This is a genomic window from Streptomyces sp. NBC_00513 (assembly GCF_041431415.1).
Classification (GTDB): Bacteria; Actinomycetota; Actinomycetes; order Streptomycetales; family Streptomycetaceae; genus Streptomyces.
Genome location: NZ_CP107845.1, coordinates 2,893,450 through 2,905,761, shown reverse-complemented (window position 1 = coordinate 2,905,761; position 12,312 = coordinate 2,893,450). Strand labels below are relative to the sequence as shown.

Sequence of the window (12,312 nt, the reverse complement as noted above, 5' to 3'; positions counted from 1 at the left end):
CAGCGGGTGACCAGCATCAATCCCGCCACCGTCTCCGTCGTGGTGATCGCGTACAACGACGCCGGGCTCGTGGGCGAGGCCGTCTCCTCGGCTCTCGACCAGGGCCCGGTGGTCGACGAGATCATCGCGGTCAACGACGCCTCGTCCGACGACACCGGCCGGGTCCTGGACGAGCTGGCCGCCCGCCACCCCCGCCTGAAGGTCCTGCACCGCACGGAGAACAGCGGCGGCTGCGGGACCCCGCGCAACGACGGGATCGCGGCCGCGACCGCCCCGTACGTCCTCTTCCTCGACAGCGACGACGTTCTGCCGCCCGGCGCGGCGGACGCCCTCGTACGGGCCGCCGAACGGCACCGCGCACCGGTGACGGTCGGCGCGTGCGTACGACGCGAACTGCCGCAGCATCAGGACGTGCCCTGGGTACCGGGGCTGTACACGCCGGGCGACGTCATCGAGCGGCCCGCCGACCGGCCCGAACTGGTCCGCGACACCCTCTGCGTCAACAAGCTCTACGCGCGCGCCTTCCTCGACGAGCACGACATCCGCTTCCCCGACGGCCGCTTCGTCTACGAGGATTTCGTCTTCACCGCCCGCGTCCTGGCCGCCGCGCCCCGCGTCGCCGTGATCGACGACCTCGTCTACGTCTGGCACGTGCGCCGGTCCGCCGCCCAGGTGTCGATCTCCCTCGACCGCGAGGACGTCGCCAACTGGCTCTCCAGGATCGAGGCGCACCGCACCGCGGCCCGGACCCTCGCCGCCGCCTCCCCGGCACTGGGCCACGCCTGCCAGGTCAAGTTCCTGGAGTACGACCTGCGCATGTACCTGCGGGAACTCGGCGACGACCCCGACTACCAGGCCGCCTGGTGGACCGCGACGCGCGACTACCTCGACGGCTTCACGGACGCCGTCGTCGAGGCCGCCGGGGCGCACGCGCGCTGGATCGTACGACTGCTGCGGGCCACCCCGAAGCCGCCCGCCGACGTGGAACGGCTGACCCGCTTCGCCGCCGAGCCCCCGCGGCTGCTGCCGCCGTACGCGAGCACCCCGGACGGGCTGCCCGTGTGGAGCGAGGAGCTCCCCGTGGAGCTGGACGGCATGGCGACGCTGCCGACCGGGGAACTCCCCGTCACCGTCGACGCCCGCCCGAGCGGAACCGCGGGCCTGCGGATCCGCGTCCACGACATGTACGGACGGCTCGCCGCCGCCGGGCCGCGCACCGCGTGGTTGGACTTCCAGGCGCGCTCGGGCGGGGAACCGGTCCTCGGCGAACCCGTGGAGCTGACCCCCGCGACCGACGGGGACGGCTGGACCGCCGAGCTGCCGTTCCGGCTCACCGCGCTCGCGGAGGCCGGACGACGACGCGGCGGACGCGGCATGCAGGCGTGGGGTGTGCGGATCGGAGTGCGGTGTGCGGACGGAAGCTCCCTCGTGATCCCGCCGCGCCCCCTCGACGACCTGCTGCGACGTCGGGCGCTGCCCAGCAGCCGGTACGGTGTTCTGCTGGCGCAGCCGTACCGCACGGCCGCGGGATCACTGGGCGTGCGGCTCGCGCCGGGCGCGTTCGGGGCCATGAGCCTCGTACGCAACCGCCTCGGCCGGGTCAGGGCAGGCCTGCGGTCGAGCTGACAGAGGGACACCGGTCGCAGACGGCCGGCGGAATCGGACAGGACTCGGGAGAACACGGCATGACTTTTCTGATCACCGGTGGCGCCGGATACATCGGCTCGCACGTCGTCCGCGCGATGCGGCTCGCGGGGGAGGAGGTCGTCGTCCTCGACGACCTGTCCACGGGCAACGAGAACCGCGTCCCGGACGGCGTCCCGCTGGTCATCGGCTCGGTGCTGGACCGGCCGCTCCTGGACAAGACCCTCGCCGAGCACCGGATCACCGGCGTGGTGCACCTCGCCGGCAAGAAGCAGGTCGGCGAGTCCGTCGAGAAGCCGCTGTACTACTACCACGAGAACGTGCAGGGCCTCACGGTGCTGCTCCAGGCCGTGGCCGAGGCCGGCATCCGCAACTTCCTCTTCTCCTCCTCCGCCTCCGTCTACGGCATGCCCGACGTGGACCTGGTCACCGAGGACACCCCCTGCCTGCCCCTGAGCCCGTACGGCGAGACCAAGCTCACCGGCGAGTGGCTCGTCCGCGCCGCCGGCAAGGCGCACGGCATCTCCACCGCCTGCCTGCGCTACTTCAACGTGGCGGGCGCCGCCACCCCCGAACTCGCGGACACCGGGGTCTTCAACCTCGTCCCGATGGTGTTCGAGCGCTACGAGGCCGGTGAGGGCGCCCGCATCTTCGGCGACGACTACCCGACCCCGGACGGCACCTGCATCCGCGACTACATCCACGTCGAGGACCTCGCGGACGCCCACGTGGTGGCGGCCCGCAGGCTCGCCGAGTGGGGCGCCCAGGGCGAGTACAAGGACCTCACCGTCAACATCGGCCGCGGCGAGGGCGTCTCCGTCCGCGAGATGGTCGAGATGCTGAACGCCAACACCGGCAACGACCTCGCGCCGGTGGTCACCCCGCGCCGTCCCGGTGACCCGGCGAAGGTGGTGGCCTCCGCCGACAGGATCGCCGCGGAGCTGGGCTGGAAGGCCCGCCACGACGTCCGCGAGATGATCACCTCGGCGTGGGCGGGCTGGCAGGCCAACAAGGTGACCGCGCAGCGCTAAGGCCCTGTCGTCTCCCAGGGCCCCGCACTCTGCTTTGAGCATGCCACCGGCCCGCCGCCCCGATCACCCGGGCGGCGGGCCGGTGCGCGTTTCAGCGGGCCGGCGCGCGCACGATCCGCGAGACCGTCCGGCGGGCGTGCCGACCGAGCCGGCGGTGCAACGGCAGCGGTACCCGTACGGTGAGCGCGGCCCCGTCCGCCGCGTGCACCGGCAGCTCCCGGCTGAACCCCTGGTCCCGTATCCGCAGCCGAACCTGCCACTCGCCCTCCGGCACGCCCCGCACCTCCGTGCGCACCCGCAGCCGACCGTCCGGATCGGTGCCGCCCACCGCCGGAGTGGTGAACGGGGCCCGGCCCGGCGCGTGCAGGACGAAGTCCACCGGGGCGTCCGCCGGCCAGCCCGGTATGGTCGCCGTCGCCTCCAGGACCGGGGCGCGCACGACCCGGGCGGCGGCCGTGCCGCGCGCGTCGGCGGCCAGGGGTATCCGGGTGGCGCCCAGGTCGAGGTTGACGTGCTGGTGCGCCTCGGAGTGGAACACCGTCGCGGCCTGCGGCGGCTCCCCGGGCGTGCCGTGCACGATCCGGGGCACCGGGGCGGCGTCGTACTCGGCGGCCTTCGGCCTCGGCAGCCAGGCCTCCTTGACGAGGGAGCCCGCCGCCACCGCGACCCGTACGGTCCATATGCCGTCATCGAGCCGGAGGCCCTCGGCGGCCCGGTTGACGTCCACCGCCGCCTCGTAACCACCCCGCTCGTCGGTCCGCGCCGCCGGTATCCGGATGGTGTGGCCCTGCCGCCGCAGCAGCAGCGCCACCTCCTGCGCCGCGGCCCCGCCCATGCCGTCGAGCCGGGCCGTCCCGCGCAGCCGCAGCACTGGACCGTCCCAGCTGTACGAGGCCAGCTCCTGCCGCAGCACCACCCGCGAGGTGAGGTCGTACAGCTCGTCGGGGAGACCGGCGCCGGGGGCCCGGAAGAACGGGTACGCGGCGAAGGCGCGACCGCCCTCGATCACGGCGGGACCCAGAGCGTCCGCGGTGTCGGCGGTGACGACGGCGGTCAGCTCGCGGGTACGACCCGCCTTGATCAGATGGGCGCGCAGCCGCAGCCGGGGCGGCAACGCGGCGCTGATCCGCTCGGTCAGGTAGGTCTCGACGAGCGGTTCGGCCGCCCGGACCATCGCCTCGCGGCCCGCCTCGTCCCGGGCCAGGTACGGCTCGGCGAACATGCTCAGCACCTCGCCGTGGAAATGGCGCTCCATGAGCTTGTCCCGCTCGGGACCGGCCGGCACGTGATCGGCCACCATCTCCAGGATCCCGCCGACGTAGGCCAGCTGCGCCACCCAGTCGACGTCCTGCTGCGTGGCGTTCGTGCCGTCGCCGCGGCCCTCCAGGTAGTAGCAGTCGTGATCGGCCACCACCGATATCCGGCGGGCGTGCAGCAGGGCGTGCGCGCCGAACGGGAGGTCCTCGCCGAGCAGCCGGCCCTCGGTGAACCGCAACCGGTGCGCGTCGACCAGACTGCGGCGCCACAGCTTGTAGGCGGCGAGCGTCCAGTACACGGGGGAGTCGTGGAGGGAGACCTCGGGGCTGGTGGTGCGCAGGTCCACCGGGGCGGCCCGCCCGTTGACCCCGACGATCCGCCCGTACACCACGTCGGAGTCCTGCTCCTCGGCCATCCGGACCAGCCGCTCCAAGGCCTCCGGGCCCAGGTAGTCGTCCGAGTCGAGGAAGAACAGGAAGTCGCCGCTCGACGCGTCGATCCCGACGTTGCGCGGCTTCCCGGCGCCACCGGAGGCGGCCTGGTGGATCACGGTGGTGTTCGGGTGCCGCGCCGCCCAGGTGTCCAGCCAGTCCCCGGAGCCGTCGGTCGAGCCGTCGTCCACGGCGATGACCTCGATCCGGTCCGCCGTAAGGGTCTGGGCGGCCACCGAGTCGAAGCAGCGCCGCAGGTAGCGCCGGGTGTTGTGCACGGGTATGACGACGCTGACGCTCGCGCGGGAGCCCATGGGCGGTTCCTCGGATCGGCTGGATGACATCGGCTGCTCGGCGGCCTCTTGCCCCTCCGTCGAGGGTACGTGGACGGGCCACCACCGAAAAGGGTGATGGCCCGTCGTCCTGCTCCGCTGTTCCCGCTGTTCGCGCTCTGCCCGCGGGTCAGCGGTGCAGCAGCGTGAAGAGCTCCTCCCAGCGCCTGCTGATCTCCTCCGTGGAGTACCGCTGGATGTCCTCGCGGGCCTGCTCGCCCATCCGGTCGCGCAGCTCGCGGTCGGACATCAGCGCGTCCAGGCGGCGGCCGAACTCGCCGGTGTTCCCGGGCGGGGCGATGAGGCCGTTGACCCCGTCCGTGATGATCTCGTGGACACCGGGGGCCACGTCGAAGGCGACGCAGGGCACCGCGGTCGCCATGGCCTCCATCAGGGCGAGGGGGAAACCCTCACCGCGCGAGGACAGGGCGAACACCGCGCTGTCGCGCAACGCGCCCGGCACGTCGGAGGTGCGACCCATCCACTCCACCGAGGAGGAGATCCCCAGCTGGGCGCACTGCTTCTTCAGCGCCTCCTCCTCCGGACCGGAGCCGTAGAGCGTCAGCACCCACCCGGGGTGCTTCGGCGCCACCTCCGCCCAGGAGTCGAGGAGCATGTCCACGCCCTTCTCCTCGTGCAGCCGGCCGATGCTGACCACGCGCTTGGCGGTCCGCGGGGACGGCTCCTCGGGGAAGAACGGCAGCGGGTTCGGCATGGAGCCCACGTTGTCCATCCGCTGGCGGATCCACAGGTCCGCGTCCTCGCGGGTGAGGGCCAGCATCCGGTCCACGTTCTTGTAGAACCGCTTGACCCGCCCGAACCGGGAGGACCTGCGGCAGGTCTCGAAGGACTCGTGGCTCATGCCGACGAGCTTGAGACCGGAGGTGTCCGCCATGGCCACCCACTCCATCGCCCAGACCTGGCTCACGATGACCACGGCCCCCGGGCGGGCCGCCCGGAACAGCGCGGTCAGCTTCGCGGCCTGCGCCCGCATGCCCGCGTCGCGTGCGGCCCGGCGCCGGCGCTCGATGATGTCGAGCTTGCCCTTGAGACCCCTGAGGGCCTTGATGGAGGGCGGGTGCTCGTCGTACAGGGTGGTGGTGCGGTACGGCAGGTCCTCGCCCAGGTCGGCGCGCCGCCCCTCGGGGGCCGGCACGATGCCCACCACGTGGACGGTGTGTCCGCGCTCCGAGAAGATCCGGGCCATCTGGTGGGACCAGCTGGTGATGCCGCCCAGCTCGTCCACGCTGTTGGAGACCAGGAAGATGTCCCGGGGTCGGCCGTCGTTCGTACCGGTCATCACAGCCCCCGTCGTCGCGGTCGCGGGGTTCGTCACGGTCGTCGTCTCGATCACCTCGGACATCAGCGGCTCCACCCGGAGAAGAACGTGTCGACGATCCGCTCGGCGGCGTTGCCCCGGTCGTACTCGCCGAACTCGGCCACGAAGCGCTTGCGGGCCTCGGCGTGCGGGTCCTGCGCCGCGTCGAGGCTCTTCAGGACGTCGTGGAACTCCTCCTCGGTCCGGAACACCGGGCCCGGGGCGTGCTCCACCAGGTCGAAGTAGGTGCCGCGCTCCTCGTGCACGTACGAGTCGTAGTCGTACGCGAAGAAGAGGATCGGCCGGTCCAGCAGCGCGTAGTCGAACATCACGGAGGAGTAGTCCGTGATCAGCGCGTCGGACAGCTCCATCAGCGGCATCACGTCGTGCCGCGCGGACACGTCGATGACCTTGCCCTTGGCCGTCGGCGGCAGCACCACGTGGTTGAGGTAGTGCGCCCGGACGAGCAGGACGTACTGATCACCGAACTCCTCGGTGAACTTCTCCACGTCGAACGGCATCGGGAACGCACCCGGCGTACGGAACGTCGGCGCGTACAACAGGACCTTCTTGTCGGCGGGAATGCCGAGCTCGGCGGCCAGCGCACCGCGCTCGCGGCGCCCGTCCGGCGCGACCTCGGCCTGCCGGGCCCGCACGAGCGCGTCGTTGCGCGGGTAACCCACCCGCAGCAGCTTCGATTCGCCGATCCGGAAGGCCTTCGCGAGGGTCCGCACGTCGTGCTCCGAGCGGCACACGAAGTGGTCGAAGCGGCTCAGGTGCCTCTCCTCCGCGGCCTGCTGCGCGTGCGTGGCCGCCTTCAGACCGGGCTGGTCGAAGCCCATCTTCTTGAGCGCGGACCCGTGCCAGGTCTGGATGTACGTGGTGTCGGGCCGCTTGGCGAGCTTCAGCGGGTAGCTCTGGTTGTCCACCCAGAACTCCGCCCGGGCCAGCGCCTTCAGGTAGGGCAGCGACCAGCGGCGCACCAGATGGGCGTCCGCGGGGAAGTCCTTCGGGCTGCCCGCGTACGACCAGAACGCCTCGAACTCCAGACCGCGGCTGCGCATCTCCTCGTAGATGGCGCGCGGGCTGTCGCTGTACTGCTTGCCGAGCATGCTCTCGAAGACGATGGTGCGCTTCTTCACCGGCAGCCGGCCGTAGACCTCGTGGAAGAGGCGCAGCTTGGTCTTCTCCGAGGTCAGCGTCTTGCGCAGCTCCTTGGCCCGGCGGTAGCCGGCCTTGGCCAGCTTGCCGGGCCTGCCGCGCACGGCGCTCTGGATCAGTTCCTCGATCCGCTCGTTGTCGTGCCGGGCGGAGACCAGCCTGAAGGCCAGGTGGCCCTTGGCCGTGGGCTGCGGCTCGATGTGGTCCGCGACCAGACGGGTCAGGCGCGGCTTGACGGGCAGCAGACCGCTGCCGAGCTCGCTCTCACCGATGGTCAGGCGCGTGTTGGTCTTCGCGCCGTCGACGTCCAGGATGACGCGGACGTCCCAGACGGAGTCGATGATGCCCAGCGGACGGAGCTTGGCACTGAGGTCGACGTCGGCTTCCCAGGAGATGATGCTGCCCTCGTTGCGCAGCGCCTTCACGGGGAAGTTGAACGTCTGCAGGCTGCGGCGGCGGGCCCGGAACTCGACCTGGCCCTTGATCTTCGCCTCGGGCCTGATGACACCCAGCGGGTTGGTGATGCGGCCCGCGAGCCGCACGGTGCCCTCGGCCTCCGCGTAGCGCGTCAGCTCGTTGCGCAGGAACAGTTCCCGGATCGGCTTCTGGTGGTAGCCGAGGTCCGTGACGTCGAGCACGCTGCGGGCGAACTCGTCGTCGAGGTGCTCGGCGCACCAGTAGATCCGGCCGTCCTTCTTGGCGAGCGGGGAGGACACCTTGTTCCGGTGGGTCAGGGTGTCCACGGCGGGCAGCAGGTTGTCCCAGTCGCCCTGCTGGAGCAGGTAGGCGCAGATGGCCTGGATGGGCTGGACCCGGGTGTACGCCTCGCGGTCGAGACCCTCCAGGTAGCCGCGGGAGAGCTCGGCGAACTCGCGCCGGTAGGACTCGTCGCGGAACGGCAGGTCACGCAGGTGCAGCACGAGGTCGTGCTTGAGGAACTTGACGTCCTTGGCCGTCTGCATCTCGGTCATGCCGCGCTGCGCCAGGAGGGCGTCGATCCGCCGGTGGATCTCCAGCCGGTGGATGTAGTTGGTCATCTCGTGCCGGCGGTTGGTCACGGACTTGACCTTGGCCTGCGCGTAGACGTTCCAGAAGTACACCTGGTTCGGGATGAGGGTGATCTTCTTCGCGGCGAGGTAGGCCTCGGCGATGAACATCAGGTCCTCGTACAGCATCCCCTTCGGGAAGAGGAGGTTGTTGTCGAGGAGGAAGTCGCGGCGGTAGCACTTGTTCGTGGACAGCGTGTCCCACACGAACAGGTCCGGCAGCTCGCTGACCGAGTTCAGGGTGCGGGTGGTGCGGTACAGCCACGCGTACCACTCGTCGCGCTTCTGGTTGCGGGTGTCCTTGTGGACCCGCACGCACAGCCCCGAGACGATGTCGGCGTCCGTCCGCTCGGCGGCCTCCAGCATGTTGCGGCAGGCGTTCACCTCAAGGACGTCGTCGCTGTCCAGGAACATGACGTAGCGGCCCTCGGCATGGCCGATGCCGACGTTGCGGGGCTCGCCGCCGGCGCCGCTGTTCTCGGGCAACTGGTAGGCACGCACCCGCCCCGGGTGCGCTGCTTCGAGTTCCTTGGCGACCTCGAAGGAACGGTCCTTGCTGCAGTCGTCCACGATCACGACTTCGACCCCGTGCAGGGTCTGGTCCAAAACCGACTGGACGGCTGTCGGCAGACGCTCTGCGTCGTTGTAGACGATGACGACCACGGAGACGTCAGGCACGTGCACCTCGATCCCTTTGTTCCATTGCGTTTATCCCGACAAAGCTACCGTGTGCGGCACTCGACTCGGGCAGCGCGGCTCGGCCGTGCATACTTCTCAAGAGGCGGTGGTGTCGAGTCAGTCGTCGACAATCACCCGTTCGGATCCGGCAGGAAGTGTTCATGACCAAGCTGTCCGTAGTTGTTCCTTGCTACAACGAAGAAGCCGTCATCGACCGCTTCGACGCAGAGATCCGCAGGGTTCTCGACGCCCTGCCCATCGAGTACGAGGTTTGCTACGTCGATGACGGTAGCCGGGACGGCACGCTGGAGAAACTTCGCAAGATCGCCGCGGAGTACGGGGACCAGACGCGCTACGTCTCCTTCAGCCGGAACTTCGGCAAGGAGTCGGGCATGCTCGCCGGGCTGCGCGAGGCCACCGGCGACGCCGTGGTGATCATGGACGCGGACCTCCAGCACCCGCCGGAGCTCATCGCCACCATGCTCGAGCACTACCGGCAGGGGCACGACCAGGTCATCGCGCGCCGCACCCGCGAGGGCGACAAGAAGGTCCGTTCCGCCCTCAGCCGCATGTACTACCGAGGCGTCAACCGCTGGGTGGACGTCGAGCTCACCGACGGGGTCGGAGACTTCCGGCTGCTCTCGCGCCCCGCCGTGGACGCCCTGCTCGCGCTCCCCGAGTACAACCGCTTCTCCAAGGGACTCTTCTCCTGGATCGGCTTCGACACGGTCCACTTCGACTACCGCAACGCCCAGCGCGAGGCCGGCGAGACGAAGTGGAAGTTCGGCGCCCTGCTGAACTACGGCATGGACGGGTTGATCTCCTTCAACAACCGTCCGCTCCGGATCGGGATCTGGCTCGGCGTGTCGTTGGTCGCACTCACCGGCCTCTACGCCCTGTGGACCACCGTGATGGCGATCACGTACGGGGTCGAGTCCCCGGGTTACGTCACGCTCGTGGCGCTCATCACAGGCCTGGGTGGCGTACAGATGATCATGCTTGGGCTGATCGGCGAGTACATCGGCCGCATCTACTACGAGTCCAAGCGCCGCCCGCACTTCCTGGTCAAGGAAGCGCACGGCGCGGAGCGGGTGCCCGGCGTCTCCGAAGCCGTGATCTCGGAGCGCAGCCGCCGATGACCTCGAACGTCCCCGCCCCCGGTCACCCCCCGGTGACCGGGAGCGCCCCGGCGCCCCGGAGCACCCGACGGGAACAGCTGGGGCAGATCGTCCGCTTCGCCCTGGTGGGCGGCGTCAACACCGTGACCTTCTTCGGCATCTACCTGCTCCTGCACCCGTGGATGCCGTACTTCGCCGCGTACACGCTCGCCTTCCTGCTGTCGATGGTCGGCTCGTTCTTCATGAACACCTACTTCACCTACCGGACCCGGCCCACGTGGAAGAAGTTCGCGCTCTTCCCGCTGACGAACATCACCAACTACGTGATCCAGTCGGTCGGCCTGTTCGCCCTGGTGCAGTGGGCCGGCATGGACGACCGGATCGCCCCGCTCGTGGCGGCCGTCGTGGCCATCCCGTTCACCTTCCTGCTGTCCCGCAAGATCCTGGTCCCGGGCGCCGCGGCCGCGGCGGAAGCCGAGCCGGTCCGCGGTCCGTCCACCCTCTGAAACCCGCGCGCGGCCCCGAAGGGCCACCCCGTAGATTGAGTTCCCGGCACCTGCGGCAAGGCGCCGGGAACATCAGGCAAGGGGCAAGGGGACAGACGTGTCAGCGGCTAGGCAGAGCGTCGTGGACGCCCGCAGGATCGTGGTCAAGGTCGGCTCCTCCTCCCTGACCACCGCCACCGGCGGGCTCGACGCCGACCGGGTGGACGCCCTGGTCGACGTACTGGCCAAGGCCCGCAGCGGCGGCGAGAAGGAGATCGTCCTGGTCTCCTCCGGCGCCATCGCCGCCGGACTCTCCCCGCTGGGCCTGCGCCGCCGACCCACCGACCTGGCCCGCCAGCAGGCCGCCGCCAGCGTCGGACAGGGCCTGCTCGTCGCCCGGTACACCGCGTCCTTCGCCCGCTACGGCGTCCGCGTCGGCCAGGTCCTCCTGACCACCGACGACACCAGCCGGCGCGCGCACTACCGCAACGCCTACCGGACGCTGGACCAGCTCCTCGCCATGGGCGCGCTCCCGGTCGTCAACGAGAACGACACCGTCGCCACGGACGAGATCCGGTTCGGCGACAACGACCGGCTCGCCGCCCTGGTCGCCCACCTCGTCCGCGCCGACCTGCTCGTGCTGCTGTCCGACGTGGACGGCCTCTACGACGGCGACCCCTCGCTCCCCGGCACCACCCGCATCGACGAGGTGCACGGCCCCGAGGACATCGCGCACGTCTCCATCGGCAGCGCCGGCAAGGCGGGCGTGGGCACCGGCGGCATGGTCACCAAGGTCGAGGCCGCCCGCATCGCGGCGGCCGCCGGCATCCCCGTCGTCCTCACCTCCGCCAGCCAGGCCACCGACGCCCTCGCCGGGCGCGGCACGGGCACCCTCTTCCACTCCACGGGCCGCCGCTCGGCGGACCGGCTGCTCTGGCTCCAACACGCCTCCACCCCCCAGGGGCACCTCGTACTGGACGACGGGGCGGTGCGCGCCGTCACCGAACGCGGCAGTTCCCTGCTGGCCGCAGGCATCGCCGGCGTCGAGGGTGACTTCGTCGCCGGGGACCCGGTCGAACTGCGCGCCACCGACGGTCGCGCCGTGGCCAGGGGGCTGGTCAACTTCGATGCCAAGGAACTCCCGCAGCTCCTCGGCCGCTCCACTCGCGAGCTCGCGCGGGAGCTCGGACCCGCGTACGAGCGGGAGGTCGTCCATCGTGACGATCTGGTCCTGCTGCAGGGCTGAGGTTCGGCAAAACCGCCGCGCGTCCGGCCGAGGACTGGTCAACTGTGGGGGGCGGACACGCGTAGCGCAGACAGGAGGCGGCTGGTGAGACGAGCGCTGACCAGCGTCGGCACCGGGGACGGTGACGGCGGCGTTGGCGGGGGCGGCAACGGGGACGGGCCGGACACCTCTCGCCTCTGGCACGTCACCCTGAGCGTCTCCGGCAAGCCGGCGCCGTTGTCCGAGGTCCGGCGCGGGCTGGAACAGCTCGCCCACGACCATCCCTTCCTGCTGACCAGCCGGTACGCCGACGACCACGCCGAGATCCGGTACTGGGAGGAAGCCCGCGACCTGCACGACGCGGCCGCCGTCGCCCTGCGGCTCTGGGGCGAGCACCGGTCCTCGGCGCAGCTTCCGCCCTGGGAGATCGTCGGCCTGGAGGTCATCGACCGCGCGACCTACCACCAACGCGTGGCGGAGGGCTACGGCCCGCCCCCGGCCCACCCGGTGGGCGTGCACCCCTACTGAGCGCGAGGACGGGCCCGGGGAGGGCCCCCGCGAGCCGGACCGGCCCGCGAGCCGGCCG

At 70.9% G+C, this 12,312-nt stretch carries 9 protein-coding genes; 6 read left to right on the top strand and 3 right to left on the bottom strand.

All coding sequences use genetic code 11. The features are described 5' to 3' along the window. Window positions 1–6 precede the first annotated feature (6 nt). Both OHA84_RS13595 and galE read left to right on the top strand, forming a co-directional pair. Window positions 7–1,626, top strand: a complete 1,620-nt coding sequence (locus OHA84_RS13595; protein WP_266971518.1) for a glycosyltransferase family 2 protein — start codon at window positions 7–9, stop codon at window positions 1,624–1,626. A gap of 59 nt (window positions 1,627–1,685) precedes the next feature. Continuing rightward, window positions 1,686–2,675, top strand: coding sequence for a UDP-glucose 4-epimerase GalE (gene galE, locus OHA84_RS13590; RefSeq protein ID WP_266971519.1), 990 nt, complete (start codon window positions 1,686–1,688; stop codon window positions 2,673–2,675). A 91-nt stretch (window positions 2,676–2,766) separates the two neighbouring features. Here the strand turns inward: galE and OHA84_RS13585 are convergent, their stop codons facing one another. From OHA84_RS13585 to OHA84_RS13575, 3 genes are all read right to left on the bottom strand, one after another. Beyond that, window positions 2,767–4,677, bottom strand: coding sequence for a glycosyltransferase (locus tag OHA84_RS13585; RefSeq protein ID WP_266947498.1), 1,911 nt, complete (start codon window positions 4,675–4,677; stop codon window positions 2,767–2,769). 148 nt (window positions 4,678–4,825) lie between these two features. Beyond that, a complete protein-coding gene (locus OHA84_RS13580; protein WP_266950593.1) occupies window positions 4,826–5,995 on the bottom strand; it encodes a glycosyltransferase in 1,170 nt (389 codons plus the stop codon). A 62-nt stretch (window positions 5,996–6,057) separates the two neighbouring features. Continuing rightward, window positions 6,058–8,898 (bottom strand): bifunctional glycosyltransferase family 2 protein/CDP-glycerol:glycerophosphate glycerophosphotransferase, encoded by a 2,841-nt coding sequence (locus OHA84_RS13575; protein ID WP_053675040.1) that lies wholly within the window; start codon window positions 8,896–8,898, stop codon window positions 6,058–6,060. Window positions 8,899–9,059: 161 nt separating this feature from the next. Here OHA84_RS13575 and OHA84_RS13570 point away from each other — a divergent pair, with 161 nt between their 5' ends. The 4 genes from OHA84_RS13570 (at window position 9,060) to OHA84_RS13555 (ending at window position 12,254) form a co-directional block, all read left to right on the top strand. Then, the gene (locus tag OHA84_RS13570) at window positions 9,060–10,037 is read left to right on the top strand and encodes a glycosyltransferase family 2 protein (protein ID WP_053674968.1); all 978 of its coding nucleotides are present in this window, start codon (window positions 9,060–9,062) and stop codon (window positions 10,035–10,037) included. Beyond that, the gene (locus OHA84_RS13565; RefSeq protein WP_078998316.1) at window positions 10,034–10,522 is read left to right on the top strand and encodes a GtrA family protein; all 489 of its coding nucleotides are present in this window, start codon (window positions 10,034–10,036) and stop codon (window positions 10,520–10,522) included. Before OHA84_RS13570 ends, OHA84_RS13565 begins: the two co-directional genes overlap by 4 nt. Before the next feature lie 97 nt (window positions 10,523–10,619). Then, entirely contained in the window at window positions 10,620–11,747 is a 1,128-nt protein-coding gene (gene proB, locus OHA84_RS13560) for a glutamate 5-kinase (protein WP_266971521.1), read from the top strand. Window positions 11,748–11,789: 42 nt separating this feature from the next. After that, window positions 11,790–12,254: a hypothetical protein gene (locus OHA84_RS13555; RefSeq protein WP_053674972.1), complete on the top strand. Its 465-nt coding sequence runs from the start codon at window positions 11,790–11,792 to the stop codon at window positions 12,252–12,254. The last annotated feature ends 58 nt before the right edge of the window (window positions 12,255–12,312 follow it).